The 21,468-nt window shown below is 53.5% G+C and carries 17 protein-coding genes and 1 other annotated feature; of the genes, 15 read left to right on the forward strand and 2 right to left on the reverse strand.

From position 1 onward, the window contains the following. Window positions 1–67: 67 nt before the first annotated feature. From recD2 to H8S44_RS03235, 15 genes are all read left to right on the forward strand, one after another. Complete coding sequence (gene recD2 / locus H8S44_RS03165; protein ID WP_186873291.1) at window positions 68–2,350, forward strand: SF1B family DNA helicase RecD2; 2,283 nt, start codon at window positions 68–70, stop codon at window positions 2,348–2,350. After that, window positions 2,271–3,005 carry a ComF family protein gene (locus H8S44_RS03170; RefSeq protein ID WP_186873290.1) on the forward strand — a complete coding sequence of 245 codons (735 nt, stop codon included), beginning with the start codon at window positions 2,271–2,273 and terminating at the stop codon, window positions 3,003–3,005. Before recD2 ends, H8S44_RS03170 begins: the two co-directional genes overlap by 80 nt. Before the next feature lie 38 nt (window positions 3,006–3,043). Continuing rightward, window positions 3,044–3,499, forward strand: a complete 456-nt coding sequence (locus H8S44_RS03175) for a hypothetical protein (RefSeq protein ID WP_186873289.1) — start codon at window positions 3,044–3,046, stop codon at window positions 3,497–3,499. Beyond that, the gene (locus H8S44_RS03180; RefSeq protein ID WP_186873288.1) at window positions 3,477–4,541 is read left to right on the forward strand and encodes a hypothetical protein; all 1,065 of its coding nucleotides are present in this window, start codon (window positions 3,477–3,479) and stop codon (window positions 4,539–4,541) included. The genes H8S44_RS03175 and H8S44_RS03180 overlap by 23 nt, the downstream gene beginning before the upstream one ends. Before the next feature lie 28 nt (window positions 4,542–4,569). Continuing rightward, a complete protein-coding gene (gene cdaA, locus H8S44_RS03185) occupies window positions 4,570–5,448 on the forward strand; it encodes a diadenylate cyclase CdaA (protein WP_186873287.1) in 879 nt (292 codons plus the stop codon). Beyond that, a complete protein-coding gene (locus tag H8S44_RS03190; RefSeq protein WP_186873286.1) occupies window positions 5,426–6,877 on the forward strand; it encodes a CdaR family protein in 1,452 nt (483 codons plus the stop codon). Before cdaA ends, H8S44_RS03190 begins: the two co-directional genes overlap by 23 nt. Window positions 6,878–6,895: 18 nt before the next feature. Further along, the gene (locus H8S44_RS03195) at window positions 6,896–7,159 is read left to right on the forward strand and encodes an HPr family phosphocarrier protein (protein ID WP_186873285.1); all 264 of its coding nucleotides are present in this window, start codon (window positions 6,896–6,898) and stop codon (window positions 7,157–7,159) included. Beyond that, window positions 7,149–9,887 (forward strand): DUF2142 domain-containing protein, encoded by a 2,739-nt coding sequence (locus H8S44_RS03200; RefSeq protein WP_186873284.1) that lies wholly within the window; start codon window positions 7,149–7,151, stop codon window positions 9,885–9,887. Before H8S44_RS03195 ends, H8S44_RS03200 begins: the two co-directional genes overlap by 11 nt. A 33-nt stretch (window positions 9,888–9,920) precedes the next feature. Beyond that, window positions 9,921–11,447 carry a lipopolysaccharide biosynthesis protein gene (locus H8S44_RS03205; RefSeq protein ID WP_186873283.1) on the forward strand — a complete coding sequence of 509 codons (1,527 nt, stop codon included), beginning with the start codon at window positions 9,921–9,923 and terminating at the stop codon, window positions 11,445–11,447. A gap of 45 nt (window positions 11,448–11,492) precedes the next feature. Then, window positions 11,493–12,515, forward strand: coding sequence for a glycosyltransferase family 2 protein (locus H8S44_RS03210; protein WP_186873282.1), 1,023 nt, complete (start codon window positions 11,493–11,495; stop codon window positions 12,513–12,515). After that, window positions 12,508–13,482: a glycosyltransferase family 2 protein gene (locus tag H8S44_RS03215; RefSeq protein ID WP_186873281.1), complete on the forward strand. Its 975-nt coding sequence runs from the start codon at window positions 12,508–12,510 to the stop codon at window positions 13,480–13,482. The genes H8S44_RS03210 and H8S44_RS03215 overlap by 8 nt, the downstream gene beginning before the upstream one ends. Continuing rightward, complete coding sequence (locus H8S44_RS03220) at window positions 13,469–14,539, forward strand: glycosyltransferase (RefSeq protein WP_207724141.1); 1,071 nt, start codon at window positions 13,469–13,471, stop codon at window positions 14,537–14,539. Before H8S44_RS03215 ends, H8S44_RS03220 begins: the two co-directional genes overlap by 14 nt. A 96-nt stretch (window positions 14,540–14,635) precedes the next feature. Next, window positions 14,636–14,893 (forward strand) — a binding site (T-box leader). A 135-nt stretch (window positions 14,894–15,028) separates the two neighbouring features. Further along, a complete protein-coding gene (locus tag H8S44_RS03225) occupies window positions 15,029–16,090 on the forward strand; it encodes an ABC transporter substrate-binding protein (RefSeq protein ID WP_186873279.1) in 1,062 nt (353 codons plus the stop codon). A gap of 111 nt (window positions 16,091–16,201) precedes the next feature. Next, a complete protein-coding gene (locus H8S44_RS03230) occupies window positions 16,202–17,128 on the forward strand; it encodes an ABC transporter permease (protein WP_186873278.1) in 927 nt (308 codons plus the stop codon). Then, window positions 17,128–17,937 carry an ABC transporter ATP-binding protein gene (locus tag H8S44_RS03235; RefSeq protein ID WP_186873277.1) on the forward strand — a complete coding sequence of 270 codons (810 nt, stop codon included), beginning with the start codon at window positions 17,128–17,130 and terminating at the stop codon, window positions 17,935–17,937. Before H8S44_RS03230 ends, H8S44_RS03235 begins: the two co-directional genes overlap by 1 nt. A 119-nt stretch (window positions 17,938–18,056) precedes the next feature. Here H8S44_RS03235 and H8S44_RS03240 read toward each other — a convergent pair whose 3' ends face one another. Both H8S44_RS03240 and H8S44_RS03245 read right to left on the reverse strand, forming a co-directional pair. Further along, on the reverse strand, window positions 18,057–20,609 hold the full coding sequence (locus tag H8S44_RS03240) for a YfhO family protein (protein ID WP_186873276.1): 2,553 nt from the start codon (window positions 20,607–20,609) through the stop codon (window positions 18,057–18,059). Window positions 20,610–20,648: 39 nt separating this feature from the next. Then, on the reverse strand, window positions 20,649–21,395 hold the full coding sequence (locus H8S44_RS03245) for an O-fucosyltransferase family protein (protein ID WP_186873275.1): 747 nt from the start codon (window positions 21,393–21,395) through the stop codon (window positions 20,649–20,651). Window positions 21,396–21,468 lie beyond the last annotated feature (73 nt).

Below are 21,468 nucleotides of genomic sequence, written 5' to 3' on the forward strand. Positions count from 1 at the left end.
TCAGAACAGATACAAAAGAGGGGCATGGCGGACGTGTATCCGTCGTGCCCATTTTTATAGGTGCAGGATGAAGCTGGAAGGCTATGTGGAACATATTATTTACAGAAATACAGAGAATGGATACTCTGTCATAAATCTGGTTTCAGAGGAAGAAGAGCTGACAGCAGTAGGGATCTTTCCTTATCTGAATGAGGGAGAGTTCCTGGAGCTGGAGGGAGACTATACGGAACACCCCATGTATGGCCTGCAGTTTCAGGTACAGAGCTATGAGGCGGTGGCACCAAAGGACGCCCTGGCCATGGAACGGTATCTGGGAAGCGGGGCCATCAAGGGTGTGGGCGCGGCTCTGGCAGCCCGGATCGTGCGACGGTTCGGTTCCAGGACCTTTGAGATCATGGAGCGGGAGCCCGAGCGGCTTTCGGAGATCAAGGGCATCAGCGACCGGAAGGCCCGGGAGATCGCCGGGCAGATGGAAGAAAAGCGGGATCTGAGGGAGGCTATGATTTTCCTTCAGGATTACGGGATCTCTGTGAATCTGGCTGTAAAGATTTACCAGCAGTATGGGCAGGAGATTTATCGTATTATAAAGGAGAATCCCTACCGGATTGCCGACGATATCAGCGGTGTGGGATTCCGGACGGCGGATGAGATTGCCAGAAGAGTGGGGATTCGGGAGGATTCGGACTTCCGGATCCGGAGCGGTCTGCTCTACACCCTGCTGAATGCTTCGGGGGAGGGACATACCTGTCTGCCGGAGCCTGTGCTTCTGCATCGGACGGCGGCGCTCTTAGGCGTGCCGGAGGAGTCGGTGGAACGGCATTTGGATTCTTTAAGTCTCGACCGGAAGCTGATTCGGAAGATGTTGCCGGACGGGCAGGGCGGCGAACTGCCCTTTGTGTATTCTGCGGCGTCCTACTATGCGGAACTCAGTATCGCGGTGATGCTATATCAGCTGAATCTTTCCATAGAAGCTTCCGATACGGAGGTGAGGACCCGGTTGGCGAAGATCGAGAAGGGCAGCGGCATCGAGCTGGACGGACACCAGCGGGAAGCAGTGGCGGAGGCCATGCGCCATGGACTTCTCATCCTGACCGGAGGCCCCGGTACCGGTAAGACCACCACCATCAACGCCATGATCCGTTACTTTGAATCGGAGAATCTGGACATTTTTTTGGCGGCCCCCACAGGCCGGGCGGCCAAGCGAATGACCGAGGCCACCGGCTGTCAGGCCCGAACCATCCACCGGATGTTGGAGCTGACAGGAGGGCCGGAATCCGTAGGCGGCAGAGCCATGTTTTCCAGAAATGATGAGAATCCGCTGGAGGCGGACGTGATTATCATTGATGAGATGTCTATGGTGGATGTGTATCTGATGCAGGCCTTATTAAAGGCCATTGTGCCGGGAACCCGGCTGATTCTGGTGGGCGATGTGAACCAGCTTCCCAGTGTGGGACCGGGCAGTATCCTGCAGGACATGATTCGTTCCGAAGCCTTCCCGGTGGTGCGGCTGACCAAGATCTTCCGGCAGGCGGCGGAGAGCGATATCATTGTAAATGCCCATCGGATCAACCGGGGCGAGCAGGTGACTCTGGATAACAAGAGCCGGGATTTCTTTTTTCTGCAGCGCCAGGATCCCAATGTGATTCTCCGGGTGGTACTGGCTCTGGTACAGGAGAAGATGCCCCGTTACGTCCACGCGGATATCTCGGACATCCAGGTGCTGACGCCCATGCGGAAGGGAGCCCTGGGCGTGGAGAATCTGAACCGGGTGCTGCAGCGCTACCTGAATCCGGCGGAAAAGGACAAGGCCGAGATTCCCTTCGGCCACGGAATCAGTTCCGGGGAAGAGGGGGAGAATGGAAAAGGCGTCCTGCGGGTCGGTGATAAGGTCATGCAGATCCGGAATAATTACCAGCTGGAATGGGAGGTGCGGAACCGTTACGGCATCGCCATAGACAAGGGGCTGGGTGTATTTAACGGAGACATGGGAATCGTCCGGGCGATCAATTCTTTTGCCGAGGAGGTTACCGTGGAGTTTGATGAAGGGCGTATGGTGTCCTATCCGTTCAAGCAGATGGACGAGCTGGAGCTGGCCTATGCCATTACCGTACATAAGTCTCAGGGAAGCGAGTATCCGGCGGTGGTGATTCCGCTGCTGACGGGCCCGCGGCCGCTGATGAACCGGAACCTATTATATACAGCGGTGACCCGCGCCAGATCCTGCGTGACCCTGGTGGGAGATCCCCGGACCTTTCAGGCAATGGTGGAAAATGGCACAGAACAGAAGCGATACACGGGTCTTTGCGAGACTATTAAATCTTATATATCCACGCAGATGTCCGATTTGTGACGGACTGACGGGAGGGGAAGGGCGGCTGGTCTGTGACAAATGCAGACCGAAGCTTCATCCCATAGAAGAGCCCTTTTGTAAGAAGTGCGGAAAAGTGTTGGAACGCTGGGAGTCGGAATACTGTTCCGACTGTTCGAGAAAGAAGCATTCCTTTGAGAGGGGGCGGGCCTGCTTTGAGTACGACAGACGGATGCGGGCCTCCATCAGCCGTTTTAAGTATCACAACCGCAGAGAATACGCGGATTTCTATAGCGAGGAAATATTGAGGACACTGGGGCGGGAGCTCCGGAGCTGGAAGCCGGATCTGCTGGTTCCCATTCCCCTGCACAGAAGCCGGATGCGGAAGCGGGGCTTTAACCAGGCGGAACTGGTGGCGGACCGGATCGGAGAACGGCTGGGAATCCCGGTAGGGACGGACATCCTTCTGCGGGTGAAAAAGACGAAACCCCAGAAGGAACTGGACGACGCCGGACGCCATGGAAACCTGAAAAATGCCTTTCAGGCCTGTGAAAAGAAGACAGAAGGAAAACGAATCGTACTGGTGGACGATATCTATACGACGGGAAGCACCATCGACGCGGCCGCCGCGGAGCTGAAGCGGCGGGGGGCGGAAAAAGTGTATTTTTTAAGTATATGTATTGGAAGAGGTTTTTAAGTATGATATAATGAGAATAAAATGAAACGGGGTACAGTATGTTAAACGAGGAAAAAATCAGGCTGATGACCAAGGCGGCCTCCTTTGAGGCAGGCGAGGGCAAAAAGGCCTTGTCGATGAATAAATTTTTCCAGGGCGACTATATCAGCATCCAGCTGATCTGGGCGTGGCTTTCCTATACGGTGGCTTTTTGCCTCTGCGTGGCGCTCTGGGTCTTTTATAAGATGGAATATCTGATGACGAATATTAATAAACTGGATCTGGCAGCCATGGGAAAAGGACTGGCGCTGCTGTATCTGGGCCTGCTGGGTGTATTTCTGGTTATTAATTATGTGGTTTACCACAAAAGATATCAGGAAAACCGTAGAAAACTGGCGGCTTATCATCATATTCTGAAGCAGCTTTCGCATATCTATCAGATGGAATCCCGGGGTGGAAGCAGCGAATCTACAGCAGGAGGAGAAAAACACCATGACGACCTTACTGGAGTATAGAGAAAAACTGAAGTTATTTCTCAGCAAATACGACACTTACATTTATCCGGTGCTGAAGTTTCTTCTGGCGCTGACCGTATTTCTGCTGATGAACGCGAATATCGGCTTTATGAAGCAGCTGAAGAGTCCGGCCATTGCCTTTGTGCTGGCGCTGATGTGTTCCTTCCTTCCGGTGAACATGATAGCCATCTTCGGAGCGCTTTTGCTCCTGGGCCATTGCTACGCTTTGTCCCTGGAGATTTTTCTGATTGCCTTTGTGCTGCTGGCACTGATGTTTCTGCTGTTCTTCCGGACAGCTCCCGGGTACGGCTATGTGCTGGTGATGACGCCCCTGGCCTTTACGCTGAAGATCCCATACGTGGTTCCGCTGGCTATGGGTCTGGCGGGTACTCCTGCGGCAGCGGTTCCGGTGGCCTGTGGAACCATCGTGTATTATCTGATGCACTATATGCGGCTGAATACCACCATTTTAAGCGGTACGGAGGCCAGCACGGTGACCGAAAAGGTGACCTATCTCGTTGATAATGTGATTAATAATAAAGAGATGCTTCTGACGGTGGCGGCTTTTGCCCTGACCCTGATTATCGTCTATGTGATCCGCAGAATGTCGGTGGATCACGCCTGGACCGTGGCCATCATCGTGGGAACCGTGACAGATTTTGTGGTGCTTCTGACGGGAAGTCTGATTCTGGGGATTGCTCCGAAGATCATTGCCATCGTGGTGGGAAGCCTGATTTCCGCCGGCCTGGCATTTCTGCTTCAGCTGGTGATATTCAGCCTGGATTATTCCCGGACTGAGTATGTTCAGTTTGAGGACGATGAGTATTATTATTATGTAAAAGCGGTGCCGAAGCTCACCATTGCCGTGTCTGAGAAGACAGTAAAAAAGATCAGCACCCAGAAAAAGCCGGCGGCCAGAAAGAAGAGTACGGCAGCCAGACGGCAGACGGGTCATACCCAGAGACCGGTACGCAGCGAACAGACAGGTCACAGTCAGAGAACGGCGCGGAGCGAGCAGCCCAGACGCCGCCGGGACGACTGAGTGGTGACCACAGAGAGGAAGTGATAGCATGCGGGGATCCATATGGAATTCGATTAGTCAATATGCGGCATTTAATACGGTTCACTGGAATGATCTGGTGGATGTGATTATTCTGTCCTTTTTGATTTATGAGATCATGGTCTGGATCAAGAAAACCCGTGCATGGGTGCTTCTGAAGGGCTTTGCGGTTTTACTGGGCTTTATCTTCATCGCCTGGGCCTTCCGCCTGAATACGATCCTGTGGCTGGGTAAGAATATTTTCAGCCTGGGAATCACGGCCCTGGTTATCGTGTTCCAGCCGGAGCTTCGAAAGGCGCTGGAGCAGCTGGGACGGCAGAATCTGATCAGCTCCGTGTTCAGCTTTGACAGCTCCAAGGATACGGAAGCCCGGTTCAGCGATCGGACCGTAAACGAGCTGGTGAAGGCAGTATTCGAGATGGCCAAGGTAAAGACAGGAGCACTGATTGTCATAGAGAAAAAGACGCCGCTGGGTGAGTATGAGAGAACGGGCATCCCGCTGGATTCTGTACTGACCAGCCAGCTTTTAATCAATATTTTCGAGAAGAATACGCCGCTCCATGACGGCGCGGTGCTGGTGCGGGGCGACCGGATCGTATCGGCCACCTGCTACCTGCCCCTTTCGGATAACCTGCTTCTGAGTAAGGAGCTGGGAACCCGGCACAGGGCGGCTGTGGGTATCAGCGAGGTGACGGACTCCCTGACCATCGTGGTTTCTGAGGAGACCGGCGGTGTGTCGGTGGCTTCCGAGGGCAATATCCGTCGGAATCTGACCCAGGAGGAGCTGCGGGCTCAGCTGGTGATCGTCCAGGATAAGACACAGGATACAGGCAGATTCAAGTTATGGAAAGGACGGGTGAAGAAGCATGAAAAAAATGCTGACAAATAACCTGGGACTCAAGCTCCTTTCCGTGGTGGCAGCCATCATGCTGTGGCTGATCGTGGTGAATCTGGACGATCCCTACACTTACAGAGACTTTTCTCCCATTCAGGTAACCATGCTCAATGAAAATGTGGTGACCGATCAGGGAAAGGTATACCGGATCGAGGACAACAGCGATGTGATCAGCCTCAGGGTCTGGGGAAAGAAGTCCGTGCTGAACGGTCTGGAAGCAGATAATTTTACAGCCACGGCGGATATGGAAAAGAATATCAAGTATGATAACCTGGTAGGCATCGAGGTGAGCTGCAGCGATAAGAATATACGGACTGCGGACATCATCAAGAGCCGGGAAAATGTGGTAATCAGTGTGGAAGACGCTTCTTCCGAGCAGTTTAATGTGATTGTGAAGCAGAACGGCAAGGAGGCAGACGGTTATCTTATCGGAACTGCCCTTCCGGAGCAGAGCATGATTCAGATCAGCGGCCCGGCGTCCGTGATCGCGAAGATTAAGCGGGTCGAGGTGGAGATTAAGGTAACCGGTGTGAACTCTGACCGGGTGATCCACGGAAAGCTGAACGTGCTGGACAGCAATGGAGAGGCTGTAGATACCACCTATCTGGAATACACCGGTAAGACGGACGGCATGGATGTGACCATCACCATGCTGCGTACCAAGACCGTACCGCTGAAGATCGGTCATACGGGTACGCCGGGAGACGGCTACAGCTTCAGTTCTATCTCCTATAAACCGGAGTCCGTCCAGATCGCAGGTGCTTCCGATGTCATCAGCGGCGTCAGCGCCATCACCGTTCCGGACGAGGCGGTGGACATTGAGGGTATCACAGAAAATCAGCAGCAGACCATTGACATTACGCCTTATCTGCCGGACGGAATCCGCCTGGCGGACGACGCGGACGCTTCCGTAGCCATCAGTGTGGAAGTGGAGAAGAAGCAGGGCAAGACAGTCCGGATTCCGGTCTCTGATATCGGCCTGAAGAATGTGCCGAGGGGATACGAAGTGGACTTCGGCGATGTGGATGAAATCGAGCTGATTGTAACAGGAACCAGTGCCGAGCTGGCGGCTTTGAATACAGATGAGATTGCAGTGTCACTGGATCTGGACGGCTGCTCCAGGGCAGGAACTTACACCCAAAAGGTGGAGGTCACCTTCCCGGATACCGTCTACAGTCTGATGGATGATGTGGAAGTGGAGTTTGAACTGGTGAAGTCAAAAAGTACCGGGAACAGCTCCGGCAGCACCGGAAATACATCCGGTGTAAGCGGAAATACCTCCGGCGTAAGCGGAAATACCACCACGGGAGGAAGTACTTCGGGAGAAAGCTCTTCCGGGGACAGCTCAGGTACGGAGAACGGAAGCGGTTCAGACAGCGGAACATCGGGAGAAGAAAAAAAGGATGATTCTGCAACAGAGTAAAAACGGGAGGTAGACAACATGGTAAGTCAGAAAGTAACAATTAAGAACCCCACAGGCCTGCACCTGCGTCCGGCAGGAATCCTCTGCAAGACGGCGATGCAGTTCCGGTCTGCGGTAAACTTCACCTTTGGAGCCACCACAGCCAACGCGAAAAGCGTATTGAGTGTGCTGGGAGCCTGCGTGAAGTCGGGAGACGAGATCGAGATCGTGTGCGAGGGTGCAGATGAAAAGGAAGCCCTGGCGGCGATGGTAGAAGCAGTGGAGAGCGGTCTTGGAGAATAAAAAGAAATGGGCGATAGGGTATGCAGTGCTCTGCATACTCTATTTCGCCGTGTCTGTCCTGATGCCCCACGACAGACTGGAATCCCGGGGGCTGGAGGGGATCGGAAAACCCTCCCTGAAACTGAAAACAGAAGCGATTACGGATACTACAGAGCTGAGATTTGAATACCTGCCGGATGCACAGGCGTTGAGCCAGCTTTCTTTTTATTTTACGGCAGGGACGGAAGTCCTGAATCAGGGAGAGATCGAGATCTGCGCCCGTGACGCCCGGAGCGGAGAGGTACTGGCAAGCGCTTCCTATGATCTGGCAGATCTGGGTGAGGAAGCCTTCTGGGGAGTGACCTTTGAAAATGAGCCGGTGGGACAGGCCATGATCGTGTCGATCACCGGAAAAAATATAGAACAGGGACCATATATCTGGCTGAATACCGAGTCCGAGACCACAGGAAGTTCCTATGAGGGCGGACAGCAGCTGGAGCGGAACCTGATTTACAATGCGGTGTACCGGACCCAGGTGCACTATGTGAAAAAGCCGCTGTTGACCACAGCCATGCTGCTGTTACTGGGCGCGCTCTTTTTCCTGGTATGGAGAGGAAAAGGGGGAGCGGGCCGCGGCGCGGACGCAGAGTGCCAAAAACAGAAAAAGGGCGGTGCGCTGAGAGAGAAGGGCATGGCCCTGGGACAGGCTGTAAAGCGGTTTTATGAGAAGTATAAAAAGCTGCTGGGCCTGGGCCTGCTTTTATTTGTGACGGCGCTGCTGTTCCTGTATGTCTATGACGTGCAGATCCGGAAAGCCATGAACAGCACCCACCGGGAAGTAGTCATGAAGGACAACAGCGAACTCCTTCCGGTGACGGCGGAGTCCAGAGAGATGGTGCAGTATTATACCACGGCGGAAAAGGAGCTGGTGGGTCTGGGCGTGCGCATGGATCTGAGCGAGAATTTTGCCGGAGAAGGAACCATCCATGCAGAGGTCTATGACGTGACGGATGCGCGGAAGAACGGAGTTTCGGAGTCGGGCAGTCCGGCTGTGGACGGAAGTCTTCTGTGCGCTGCGGATATCAGTGCTTCTACCCTGCTGGACGGGCAGTACATGGGCCTGATCTTTGACGAATCCCAGAAGAATACCAGGGGACGCACCTATGAGATACGCCTGGAGTTCTCCGAGGAGCTGGTGGATTCCGGTCTGTCGGTGGTCGTGACGCCCGAGGGCTATTATCCGGAAAACCGCTTTTTCGTAAATGGAACTGAGAGTGAAAACCGCCTGAGCATGAATGCTCATACCTATTTTAATCTGTTTCTGAAAAAGTATTTCTTCGGAGTCTTTCTCCTGGCGGAGTTCCTGTGCGCGGGCTTTTATTATCTGACTTTTATCCGCCGGTGCAGAATTGAGAAGGTCTTTCTCTTCACGATTCTCTGTCTGGGGCTTTTATATAATGTGATGCTGACGCCTTATATGACGCCGGACGAGTCCTACCACATTGATATGACCTACCGGCATTCCAATACTCTTTTGGGTATCGAGTCCGCGGGAGAGAATAAGTGCTATAAGCGGGCGGACGACGCGAAGCTGAAGTTCACCTCCGAGCCCAGTCTGGAGAATTATAAGAATATTTACGACGGTCTGTTCCATACAGTGAAGGACGGCCGCCTGGTGGAGGCGGAAGCCACATCCACCACGGAAGCCTCCATCATCGTCTATCTTCCGGCGGTGTTTGGCATGACCATGGCCCGGCTGCTACATCTGGGAACGGTGCCCATGCTGCTGCTGGCCCGGTGGTGCAGTCTGCTGTTTTTCGCGCTGATGACTTATTGGGGCATGAAAAAGCTGCCCTTTGGAAAGGTCAGTCTGTTTCTGCTGGCGATTCTTCCCATGAATCTGCAGCAGTGTACGTCCTTTTCCTATGACGCGGTGCTGAACGGCGTCATATTCCTGTATGTGTGCTACTGTATTGCCCTGACCTACGAGGAACGGGAAGTGAAGCCGGTGGATATGGCCGTGATGGGAATTCTGGCCGTGGTGATGATCTACGGCAAGAGCGGCATCTATCTGCCCGTTGCGCTGCTGGCGTTACTGATTCCGGCAAAGCGTTTTGGAGGAAAGCGGACGCGGAATCTGGCCATGCTGTGCCTCTGCCTGCTTCCGGTACTGGGATTCCTGAATAAGAATGCGGTGGCGGTGAATTATATTACTACCACCACAGAAGCCACGGCCACGGTTGGATCCTCCACCACAGCCGGATATACACTGGGCTATTTCCTGTCCCAGCCCCTGGAGCTGGTTCGGATTCTGGCCAACACCCTTGCCGATAAGAGCTCCTTCTATCTCATGTCCCTGGCTGGACAGAAGATGGGCTGGGTGGAGATCGAGATCTCAGAAGTGATTCCCATGCTATTCCTGCTTCTGCTGGTGCTGTCAGCTATGCGGACGAAGGACGAGCCCCAGTATGTGAAAACGGGACAGAAGTGGTGGATTGCCCTGGTGTGCGCGGCCTGCATGGGTATCATTCTGGCGGGCATGCTTCTGACCTGGACGCCGCGGGATCATATCTCCATCGAAGGAGTACAGGGACGTTACTTTATTCCCTTTATGCCGGCATTTCTGCTGCTGCTTCGAAACGGACGGCTCACCTGGAACCGTTCCCCGGAGCGGGGATTGCTGTACGCAGGTCTGGTGGGTCAGATGTTGACCCTGACTTATCTGATAAAGGCTGTGCTGATCCTGTAGGAAACGGCGCGGTATTCCGGAGAAAGAATTAGTATGAATAAAAAACGAGTAGCAATCAATATGACGGCCCAGCTTCTGGCTTTCGGAGTCAATATGGCCCTGGGCTTTATCCTGGTACCGGTCATCGAGGCGATGATCCCCAATGCCTACGGTTTTACGGACATCGCCAACAAATTCGTATCGGCGGCCCAGATCGTGGTGTCTGCCCTGAATACCATGGCCAGCCGGTTTATCACCATTCGGATTCACCGGAATGAGCAGCAGGAGGCGGAGGAGTATTTCTCATCGGTCTTCTTTGCCAACGTGATCATGGCGGTGGTATTCATGGTTCCGGCCCTGTTTGTGGTACTGTATGTGGGAAGAATCTTTCAGATTCCGGAGGCGGCCAGTCTGGTGGATATCCAGATGCTGTTCTTCTTCATTTTCCTGAACTTTCTGATCAGCATCGTGACTTCGGTGTTCAGCGTGGCTTCCTACAGCAAGGACCGTCTGGAGCTGAGCTCCATTTCCACGATTCTGGGAGAACTGACCCGGCTGACAGTACTGTCCGTGTGTTATCTGTTCTTTAAGCCCTATCTGTTTTATGTGGGCTGTGCTTCCGTATGCTCCACGGTGATTCAGGCGGTGGCGAATCTGACCTTTACCAGGAAGCTCCTGCCGGAAATGAAGATACGGCTGCGGGACTTCCGTTGGAGCAAGATCTGGGAGCTGGTGTCCCTGGGGGCCTGGAATTCCGTGACCCGTCTGGGACAGCTTCTGCTGGACGGACTGAATACCTCCATCGCGAATATTATGGTGAGCTCGGCGGCCATGACCACCATCTCTATTTCCACCCAGATTCCGGAGGTGATCTCGAATCTGATGGGAACCATTGCAGGCGTCTTTAATCCCCAGATGACCATTGCCTACGCAAAGGATGACAAGGAACAGCTGCTGGATATTATTTCCAGCGCCGATCGTATTATGATTTTTATTATCAGTATTCCCATCGCCTTTCTGACCGTGTTCGGCCGATCCTTTTTCCAGCTGTGGGTGGGAAAGACCCAGGATCCGGACCAGCTTTATATTCTGGCGCTTCTGAATGTGGGAACTCTGTTTGTCAGCGCCAGTATTCAGGTGCTGTATCATGTGTTCCTAATCACCAAGCGGGTAAAGCTGAATTCCATGGTCATCGTGGGAAGCGGTGTGCTGACGGTGGCTACGGTGTTTGTGCTGCTGGAGACCACGAACCTGGGAATGTACGCTATCGTGGGCGTCAGTATGGTATACGGTATCCTGCGGAACCTGATCTTTACGCCGCTGTACGCGGCCCGGTGCCTGCAGGTAAAATGGTATACTTTTTACGGAGATATTCTCATGGGACTGGTGTCCATCGGATTGATTTGCCTGGTGGTGCTGCCCTTTGAGTTGTTTATCCATATCGACGGCTGGATCAAATTGTTCGCGGTGGGTATCGTGGCGGGAGTCCTGGCGCTTTTTGTGAATTTCTTTGTGGTTCTGCGTAAAGCAGAGCGGCAGATGGTACTGGAAAAGGTACGCAGCAAGCTGCATCGGCATTAAATAAGATGAGAAGCAGTGCGGTTCCGGTATGAGGAGGGAACAGAAATGGTAAGTGTGATTGTACCTGTGTACAAGAGCAGAGAGACTCTGGTTCGCTGTGTGGAAAGCCTGCGAAACCAGACCATAGAGGAATTGGAGATTATCCTGGTGGACGACGGTTCACCGGATGGATCGGGAAAGATCTGCACTGAGCTGTCCAAGGAGGATGTAAGGATCCGGGTCATCCATAAGGAAAACGGTGGCGTGTCCTCGGCGCGGAACGCGGGAATCGAGAAAGCGAAGGGGGAGTATCTGCTTTTTGCCGACAGCGACGACTATGTGGAACCGGATTTGGTGGAAAAACTGCTGGATGGGATCGGACAGGACGATATGGCTATCTGCGGATTTCATCATCACTATCAGGGACGGGATATTGTCCGGATTCCGGAGGTGCCGGGCCAGAGTGGGGAGGAGAATTTCCTGGCTCTGTACGGTCAGGGTTTCCTGAATATGCCCTGGAATAAGCTCTACAAAAGAGAGCTGGCAGGGCGGTTTGACGAGTCTCTGAGCCTGGGAGAGGATCTGCTCTTTAACCTGGACTATCTGCGGCGGGCGGATGGGATCGCCATCGTGAAGCTGCCCCTGTGCCATTATATCCAGGATGAAACCGGTGAGAGCCTGTCCTCCCGGAAGCGTTCGGATCGGCTGGCTCTGGCCAAGCATATCTGGCGGGAGACCCATGAGTTCTATCAGGATCTGGCAGGGCACGAGGATGAGAGCGGCGTCATCAATGCGCGGCTGATTCAGGATGTGCTGGACGATGTGGAGGGGCTTCCCTTTGACGAGGAGAAGACAAAAAAAGAGAAGCTGGAAGTGATCGACGGTTACTGCCGGGACAGGGAGCTGACCCAGGCGGGCGCAGGCGCGGCTCTGAAAGCTCTGGACTACCAGGTGATTCATTTCTGCATGCGGCGGGGATGGAAGCGGCTGACCTATGAGCTGTGTGAGCTGCGGGCAGTGCTGGTCCGGGCGAAGCGGGCGGCAGCGGAGGAAGAGGCGCTCCAGGAAAAGGATGAACACGATGAGTGATTTGATTTCAGTAATTATTCCTGTTTATAACGTGGAAACATATCTGTGCCGGTGTGTGGATTCGGTGCTGGATCAGTCATATCGGAATATTGAGGTGATTCTGGTGGACGATGGATCGCCGGACGGCTGCCCGGCTATCTGTGACGAGTATGCCAGACAGGACGATCGGGTGCGGGTGATTCACCAGGAAAATGCGGGACTGTCCGGTGCCCGGAATGCAGGCATCGACGCGGCAAAGGGGGCATGGCTGGCCTTTGTGGATTCGGACGATTATCTGGCGGAGGATTTTCTGTCAAGGCTCTATGAAGCCTGTGTGAGTACAGGCAGCGACATGAGCGTCTGTCGCTGGGAATATGTGCGGGGAGAACGGATTCCGGAGCGTGGCACCGGGGAAATCCGGGTGTATTCGGGTCGGGAGATGCTGGCGAATCTCTACACCACGGATGGCGCTTATTATGTGGTGGCATGGAATAAGCTGTATCGGAAGGAGCTGTTTGCGGATATCCGGTATCCTCTTGGCAGGATTCATGAGGATGAGGCGACCACTTACCGCATTTATGATAAGGTGAAACGGGCGGCCTATGTGGACGCTTCTTTGTACGGCTATTTTGTGACGCCGGTGAGCATTACCCGTGGCTTTAACCCGAAGCGGATGGACTGGGTGACGGCTGTGGCGGAGCGTGTGGACTTCTTTGAGCAGAAGGGCTATAAGGAGCTGATGGTGCCGGGACTTCAGGCGCTGGCAGACGGAAGCATTGATATTTATTTCGGCATGCGGGATCAGCTGCCGGGCAGTGAGAAGCAGCAGGAGGAGATTCGCGGGCTGATCCGCAATGGTCTCCGGCAGGTAAAGAAGTACGGGAAGTTTCCGTTGCGGACGGCCATCGGTTACCGGTTGTTTCTGGCCTGGCCGGGACTGTATCGAAAAGTACTGAATCAGGTGAAGGATGAAAATGGAAAGCAGTAAGAGATTAAGCGTTATCGTGCCGGTCTACAATGTGGAGCGGTATCTGGAGCGCTGTGTGGACAGTATTTTGAATCAGACGGTGGAGGATCTGGAAATTATTCTGGTGGACGACGGATCTACGGATGGCTCCGGGGCCATGTGCGATGCCTACGCGGAGAAGTACGGGAATGTCCGGGTGCATCATAAGCCCAACGGTGGTCTGACTACGGCCTGGAAGGCGGGCCTTACGCTGGCATCCGGAAAATATGTGGGCTTTGTGGACAGCGACGACTGGATTGATCCGGATATGTATGAGCGGATGCTCACCCTTGCGGAGCGGGAGGATGCAGATGTGACGGTCTGCGGGCTGGTCTTTGATTTTGAGGATCCGAAGATTCCGAAAAGGAATGAGATCTCGAACTTTAAGAAAGAGGTTTACGACAGGAAAGATCTGGAAGAATTGTTTCCGACGCTGATCAACGACGGGCATTTTTTCGGACGGACTCTGCAGCCGGCCCGGGTGACAAAGCTGTTCAGAGCAAAGCTTCTGCTGCAGAATGTGCAGTTCTGCGACGATAAGGTGGCGGTGGGAGAGGACCTGCAGATCACCTTCCCAGTGCTGCTGGATACGCAGAAGCTATGCGTGGTGCAGGATTTTTATCCTTATCATTACTGGATTAATAATAAATCGATCACGGGGCAGTATGACGGCGGCTATATGGAGAAAGTGAAGCTCTTAAGCGGACGGATTCAGGCCATCAGCGAGGCCAAGGAGGTCTATGACTTTACGGCGCAGATTCGGAATGATTTTCTGAGTATGACGGTGCTGGCGGTGAAGAATGAGATTTATCGCAATTATAAGTCCGGGCGGCGGAATGTGGTGGACAATGTGCGGCGGATCTGCGAGGACGCGCAGGTCAGGGAGGCATTGGCGAAACATACGATGGATAAGCTGTCAGCGTCGATTAAGCTTTATCTGTGGCTGATGCGAAAGGGATATTATAACCTTTGCTATTGGCTGGTGCTTGTATTTTTTAAGGTACATTATTATCTTGGGAGAGAATATAAGAGACAGTAGTTCAAGTACTTTAATAAGTTAAATTAATAAAACAAATTTTTAGAAAACTATTGACAAACCGGAAAAAGGTGCATATAATACAAACAACATCAAAGAGAGAAACCTGTGAAGAAGAGTAGTAGCTGGCAGATGTGGATCTACAGAGAGTTCCGGAGGGTGGAAACGGAGCGTGAGGCAGTCAGTGAATGGACTTCGGAGGGCGGCTTTGAACGAGAAAACAGTCAAGTAGAAGCTGACGGGACCCCACCCGTTATCCATCGGGGCACGTATGATGGTACGTGTAGCGAGAGGACATTTCGCAGGAAATGTCAATTTGGGTGGTATCGCAGAAGTATAGTAGCTTTTGTCCCATATAGGGGACGGAGGCTATTTTTTTCGTATCCCTAATGAGCCAGGCGTCCAGCTATACTTTCCCTCCACACAATCAGCTCCGGCAAAGCCGATTGTTACATCTGCCACCTAAATTAAAAAAGAATGGAGAAAAAAATTATGAAGAAGATGAATCTGAAGAAACTGGTAGCTTTTGGCTGCGCGGCAGCAATGACTCTTTCCATGGTGGGATGCGGCTCCAAGGCCGATACTTCCGCGACGGACACCACCACAAAAACCACCGCAGAGGCGGCCGACGCAGGCCAGACCGAGGAGGAGCTTCCGGTATACAAGATAGCCATTGTAAAGCAGCTGGATCACGCATCTCTGGATGAGATCGCCAATGCGGTAGCGGCAGAGCTGGATCAGCTGGCAAAGGATAATAATGTGGAGATCGATTACGACATTTACTCCGGTCAGAACGACCAGACCACTTTAAAGCAGATTGGCGATCAGGCCATCGCGGATGGCGTAGATGCCATTATTCCCATCGCTACTCTGGCAGCCCAGGTAATGACCGTATGTGCCCAGGATACCCAGACACCGGTGATTTTCGCAGCTATTTCGGATCCGGAAGCGGCAGAGCTGACAGATATCGATTATGTGACTGGAACCAGCGATGCCCTGGATACAAATAAGATCATGGAAATGATGCTTGCCCAGAATCCGGATATCAAGAATGTGGGTCTGCTGTATTCCCTGTCTGAGGCGAACTCCGCAAAGCCCATTGCAGATGCAAAAGCATATCTGGACGACAAGGGAATCGCTTACACCGAGCAGACAGCGAATACAAACGACGAGGTAATTGCGGCAGCTTCCGCATTGGTGGCAGACAAGGTAGACGCTATCTTTACTCCCACCGACAATGTGGTCATGGCAGCAGAGCTGGCCATCTATGAGGATCTGGCGAAGGCAGGGATTCCCCACTACACCGGAGCAGACTCCTTTGTAAGAAACGGCGCTTTTGCCACCTGCGGTGTGAACTATACGGATCTGGGTTCCCAGACTGCTGATCTGGCATACATCGCCATGACAGATGGCATGAATGACCTGGAAGACTACTACGTGACAGAGGGCGGCATCATCACTGTAAATACAGAGACTGCAGCGACCCTTGGCATCGACTACTCCGTATTCAAAGACCTGGGAACGCTCGTAGAGGTTCAGACCACAGAGGAATAAGCAGAAACAGATTTTTGAGAGTAGAATCATGAGATCATAGCAGACAGCAGCGGCGGTGAGCCGCTGTTGTCGTGGTGTAAAGAGAATTTTTGATATGATGGAGGTGCTCCTGTGTTACATATTTTACAAACTGCTCTGGAATTGGGCTTCCTGTATGCGCTGGTGCCCATGGCCCTGTTCTTAAGCTTCCGGGTTCTGGATATCGCCGACATGACCACAGACGGCTGCTTTGTATTGGGTACGGCGGTCTCTGTTACCATGGCGGCGGCCGGACATCCCTTTTTAGCCATTCCGGCAGCCATGGCAGCCGGCGTGTGCGCGGGGTTCGTGACTGCGCTGCTGCAGACCCGTCTGGGCGTACCGTCTATTCTGGCCGGTATTGTCACGAACATGGGACTGTATACTATTAACCTGATGGTGATGAAGTGGAGTGCCAATGTGAGCCTCCTAAAAACAGCGACGATTTTCACCATTTTCCAGCAGACCGGCATCGGCGGGCAGTGGTATGAGGCCCTGCTGGCCGGAACTGTGGTGATTCTGGCAGGGGTGCTGTTGGTTCTGTTTCTGGGAACCCGTCTGGGACTTTCTATCCGGGCTACCGGAGACAATATTGACATGGTGCGTGCTTCTTCTGTAAACCCCACCTTTACGATTACGGTGGGGCTGTGCGTGGCCAATGCCCTGACAGCCCTGTCGGGAGCCATGGTGGGTCAGTATCAGAATACAGCGGATATTAATGGAGGCACCGGAATCGTCGTGATTGGTCTGGCCTGCCTGATCATCGGCGAGACTGTATTGGGCCGGAAGAGTGTGGTAAAGGGCGCTGTGGCGGCCGTGGTGGGTTCCGTTATTTACCGCTTTATCTACGCCATCGTACTGTATACCAAGATCATGCCGGTGCAGGGACTGAAGCTGGTGACTGCGGTGATCGTGGCTCTGGCCATCGCCTTTCCGACTATTAGGAGCTGGGCGGCTTTCCAGAAGCGGAAGAACGCAGCTCACAGAAAGGCACAGACCGGGAAGGGAGGACGTCAGTAATGCTGGATATTCAGAATATTTCCAAAACGTTTAATCCGGGAACGGTGAATGCAAAGACGGCATTGTCCGGTCTGTCTCTGCATCTGGATGAAGGCGATTTTGTGACCATCATCGGTTCCAACGGAGCAGGAAAATCTACCCTGTTTAACGCAGTGGCCGGGGGCTTTTATGTGGATGAGGGCTCGATCCTTCTGGGCGGGGAGGATATTACATTTTTGCCGGAATATAAGCGCAGCCGGTTCATAGGCCGATTGTTTCAGGATCCTTTGAAGGGAACGGCTCCTGGCATGACCATCGAGGAAAATCTGGCTCTGGCTTATCTGAGAACAGCCAAGGGAACCTCTGCATTTTCCCGCATCTCCAGAAAGGACAAAGAGTTGTTCCGGGAGCGGCTGTCTCTCTTACATATGGGACTGGAGGATCGGATGAAACAGCCCGTGGGACTTCTGTCCGGCGGACAGCGTCAGGCCCTGACTCTACTCATGTCCACCCTGGTGACGCCGAAGCTGCTGCTTCTGGATGAGCATACGGCGGCGCTGGATCCGGGAACCGCAGAAAAGGTACTGGAGCTCACAAAGAACATTGTGGAGGAAGAACACATCACCTGCATGATGATCACCCATAATATGCGCCAGGCCCTGGAGCTGGGTAACCGGACCCTGATGATGGCCGACGGCAATATTGTACTGGATGTGGGCGGAGAGGAGCGGAAGTCCATGACCGTGGAGGATCTGCTGACACGCTTTAAGGCGGGCGCAGGCCATGAGCTGGACAACGACCGGATTCTGCTTTCCGATGCGGCCCGGTAGAGAACAAAACGAGAACGAAAAAAGCTGTAATTTCGCGGAATCAAAATGAAATTCGCGGAGTTACAGCTTTTCCTATTTAAGTCTGATTATGTCCGGGCACGGAGAAACCCGGAAATGGTTCAGCGGTGCCGGTGCTTCATTTTATAGAGCTGATATTTCTGCAGACAGATAAGGATCATCCAGACAAGAAAAGCCAGACCGCTGATGAGAGCTCCGGCTGTTTTGCCGGGCGGGTTGAAGCAGAGACGGATCTCATGCTGTCCGGTGGAGAGCCGTAAGCCCGCAAAGGCGGTATTGATCGTGGTAAGCTCCGTTTTCCGGCCGTCCACCAAAGCATACATACCCTTCTGCATGGGAATGGAGGTGATGAACCAGGTGTCGTAAGCCACATCGGCCCGACAGGCCAGGACTTCCCGGCTGTTCTTATCCAGTACCTCCACCGGAGACCAGCTTTTGGCTGAGAAGACGTCCGCGTCCAGCAGGCCAAACCGAATATTCTTCAGGGTGTAATGTCCTTTGGAAAGGCGGATTTTTAAAGTGGTCAGCCCATCCTCTGAGGTATCCAGAAACTGATACCGGAAGCAGTCGTTGCCGTTGGGATAGCCTGCGGCTGCGTCGGACAGCTTATTTTTCACGCCGTTTACGGTGATGACCACGGCTTTTTTCGTCTGATTTTCCACCTGAAACTGCAGGAGCAGAAGCTGATTCTGCAGAGGCTGCTGAAATTCCAGAGTCACGGTGCTGTCCCGGGTCACGGTCAGCTCATAGTTCCGGTTCAGAATATCGGAGCCGGAGGTGGCCACCTGGACGGTGGCGGGGATCCGTTTGGAGGCCCACATGGGGCGATAATAGCGGATGCCTGAAAACCAGAGGGAAGAGGTCATGGTATCAGAATCAGCCAGATCGTCGGGGATGACGGTACAGCGGGTCAGAGCCTCGGCCTGCTCCCAGTCCCGAAGGGAGGAAAACAGGGTCTCGGTCATGGTCCCCGAGGTGAGATAGGCGGTGGGCAGCACGGAATCATTTTCCGATACAGCCAGTCCGTCCTTCTGCCACAGGACCCGGTAGCCGTCGGGCACCTGGGAGGGGGAAGACTCCAGATAGCGGATTCCCATGAAATGCAGCAAAAAGGGATTGTCTGCGGTCAGGATAGCCAGCCGGTTGTTGATTTGGATGGGCGTTTTTAAGATATCGTAATAAAGATCCGAGTATGTATGGTTATAAACGGAAGAATACATGCTGGTCTTTTCCCTGGCAGCGGACACGTCCCGGTTGCCCTTGGCCAGAGGATGGAGTAGTGTATCATAACGGTACAGGGGCTCCTGCTTTAACTGAAAGTCCGGCGTCCGGGTGGCGTCAGCCAGCTGCTCCCTGGTCACGAAGTCCTCCCTGGAGGCGGAACGAAGGAAAAAGAGACAGGGCATGACGAGCAGGCAGAGAAAGGCGGCCCGGGAAAGGATACGGCGAAAAACCGTGCCCGGAATGGCGGGAAGTCTTTTTGGGGCGTCCATTGTCTCCTCTGAGGTGACCTGGGCCAGAAGTACGGCGGCCAGAAGAAAGGCAAAATCAGCCAGAATCAGAGCCCAGGCGCTTCGATGCTGATAACGGAAAATCACCGTCAGCAGGAGCGGAAAGGGCCATAGCTTCCAGGCGGTCCGCCCGGCCCGCAGATCCGCCAGAATTTTGGCGGAATGAAGAATCAGCAGCGGAAGGAACGGAATCAGGATCTTTGGTCTGGCGTAGAGGGTGGCGTTTAAAAGATAGGAAAAGCCGCCCCACAGGAAGAGAAGCAGGAAAATCAGGCTGGTCTTCCGGTACTGGCGGATGCCGATACCCAGCAACAGCAGATACAGGACGATGAGGGTGATTCCCAGTCCGTAGGAACTGTAAAGCAGGGACTGCAGATCCTCAAAAAAGGTGGAAAGGCCTGCGTCTCCCGAGGCGGAAGATCTCCGGTGTTCCAGAATGGAAAGTCCTGTGGGAAGCAGCAGGGAAAAGGCCAGAAAGCCGCCCAGGGCGCAGGAAGCGAACCAGGGGCGGAAAAAGTACTTTCCGGACAGCCAGGCCCAGTACCAGCCCACCACCACAAAGCAGGCGGGAGCATAGTAAAAGCTGTGCAGGCAGATCAGAAGCAGCCAGAGAGGCAAAAGGGGCGGAATGCGCCGGGGATGTCTCTGGACAGAGAGAAGGGCCAGCATCAGAAAGGGCATGTAGTTGACGAACATCAGCTGCCTGTGGGTATGGAAAAAACAGGAAGCGGTCAGAAAAAGAACACTTCCCATAAAGGCGTCAAAGCAGGACAGCCGCTGTCTGCGGAGCCACAGATAAAAAAGCAGCACCGCAGCCAGCCAGCCGCCCAGGGAATAGGCAATGACGATACGGTACATGGGCACGGCAGGCAGGAGGCAGCCCATGAGAATATCCGGACGCAGATAGCCGTAGTAGGAAAACTGGAAGCCGTTACTTCCTCCGCCCAGTGGAAGGAACGAAGGCATCAGACTTTTCTGCTCCAGCATGGCGGTCCGGATGGTCTCCGCCAGCGCCGTGTGCTGACTGAGCCAGTCCGTATTGGAACCGTAGACGCAGCCTGCGGGCAGGGAAAGCCGCACAAGCAGCACAAATAGCCCTGTGAGAGCCAGGGGGAAAAACCAGTGAATCCATTTGCGGGTCATAAAAATCTCCTTGCTGTCAGTGATGAAAAGGCCGTGCAGTTATTCGCCGGCAATGACCTTTTCAATGCCGCGCATATCCGCGGCAATGTCGGTAAAGGAACTCCAATAGCTTCCGATGATTTTATCTGTGGCAGCCAGACAGTAAAGATCCAGCAAAGCGTCGTGCATGCCGGCCACGGAGTTCCGATCGATGGTGCGGTTTTGATTACTGATAATCTTATCCGGGAAACGGGAACGGAGCAGAGCTTCTTCGGAAGCATCGTCCGTGGCCAGGAAAAACCGGCCTTCAGGATGGGCCGTTAACTCCCGTTCCATTTCCCGAATAAACTGTTCGGTGGTACTCTTCCCCATGGAAACCGCATTGTCGGTTCTGCGGATATGGACACCGGTGCAGCGGGGAGCGAACTGTCCAGTAAAGGAATCAATGCGTTTCCGGAGGGCAGCTGTAGGTACATAAAAATGATAATCGTGTACCGGATAAAAATGCTCCCATGTAAAAATGTAAACTCTTTTTTTCAGCTTTTGAAAAAAATCTTCGTGAAGAGTTCCGTCAGTCTTATTCTGAAGAATATCTTCATTGCCGAAGCGCTGGGAAGCAGTGAGCTGGTACCAGAGCTTCCGGGGATCGTAGAGGGAACGGATATTGATGAGTTTCACGTCCGGATCCTGCAGGGGCTGAAACAGCTCCTCGAAGGCACAATTCAGCTCAGGACAGAGGTACCAGAACACAATCAGCTTTTCGTGGCGGCGGCGGGAAAGCTCATATGCGGAATTAATCACGCGCATCCTATTGCATAAACCGCCGGAAGGTTGTATTATTAACATAGTATACCCTGCTGTAGCTGCGGACAGGGAATGC

Source organism: Anaerosacchariphilus hominis (genome assembly GCF_014290175.1).
Taxonomy (GTDB): domain Bacteria; phylum Bacillota; class Clostridia; order Lachnospirales; family Lachnospiraceae; genus Laedolimicola; species Laedolimicola hominis.

What these genes read in the sequence shown, in the direction of transcription:
- recD2 (WP_186873291.1), top strand. Translation starts at nt 68, where the DNA reads ATGAAGCTGGAAGGCTATGTGGAACATATTATTTACAGAAATACAGAG.
- H8S44_RS03170 (WP_186873290.1), top strand. Translation starts at nt 2,271, where the DNA reads ATGGCACAGAACAGAAGCGATACACGGGTCTTTGCGAGACTATTAAAT.
- H8S44_RS03175 (WP_186873289.1), top strand. Translation starts at nt 3,044, where the DNA reads ATGTTAAACGAGGAAAAAATCAGGCTGATGACCAAGGCGGCCTCCTTT.
- H8S44_RS03180 (WP_186873288.1), top strand. Translation starts at nt 3,477, where the DNA reads ATGACGACCTTACTGGAGTATAGAGAAAAACTGAAGTTATTTCTCAGC.
- cdaA (WP_186873287.1), top strand. Translation starts at nt 4,570, where the DNA reads ATGCGGGGATCCATATGGAATTCGATTAGTCAATATGCGGCATTTAAT.
- H8S44_RS03190 (WP_186873286.1), top strand. Translation starts at nt 5,426, where the DNA reads ATGAAAAAAATGCTGACAAATAACCTGGGACTCAAGCTCCTTTCCGTG.
- H8S44_RS03195 (WP_186873285.1), top strand. Translation starts at nt 6,896, where the DNA reads ATGGTAAGTCAGAAAGTAACAATTAAGAACCCCACAGGCCTGCACCTG.
- H8S44_RS03205 (WP_186873283.1), top strand. Translation starts at nt 9,921, where the DNA reads ATGAATAAAAAACGAGTAGCAATCAATATGACGGCCCAGCTTCTGGCT.
- H8S44_RS03210 (WP_186873282.1), top strand. Translation starts at nt 11,493, where the DNA reads ATGGTAAGTGTGATTGTACCTGTGTACAAGAGCAGAGAGACTCTGGTT.
- H8S44_RS03215 (WP_186873281.1), top strand. Translation starts at nt 12,508, where the DNA reads ATGAGTGATTTGATTTCAGTAATTATTCCTGTTTATAACGTGGAAACA.
- H8S44_RS03220 (WP_207724141.1), top strand. Translation starts at nt 13,469, where the DNA reads ATGGAAAGCAGTAAGAGATTAAGCGTTATCGTGCCGGTCTACAATGTG.
- H8S44_RS03225 (WP_186873279.1), top strand. Translation starts at nt 15,029, where the DNA reads ATGAAGAAGATGAATCTGAAGAAACTGGTAGCTTTTGGCTGCGCGGCA.
- H8S44_RS03235 (WP_186873277.1), top strand. Translation starts at nt 17,128, where the DNA reads ATGCTGGATATTCAGAATATTTCCAAAACGTTTAATCCGGGAACGGTG.
- H8S44_RS03240 (WP_186873276.1), bottom strand. Translation starts at nt 20,609, where the DNA reads ATGACCCGCAAATGGATTCACTGGTTTTTCCCCCTGGCTCTCACAGGG.
- H8S44_RS03245 (WP_186873275.1), bottom strand. Translation starts at nt 21,395, where the DNA reads ATGCGCGTGATTAATTCCGCATATGAGCTTTCCCGCCGCCGCCACGAA.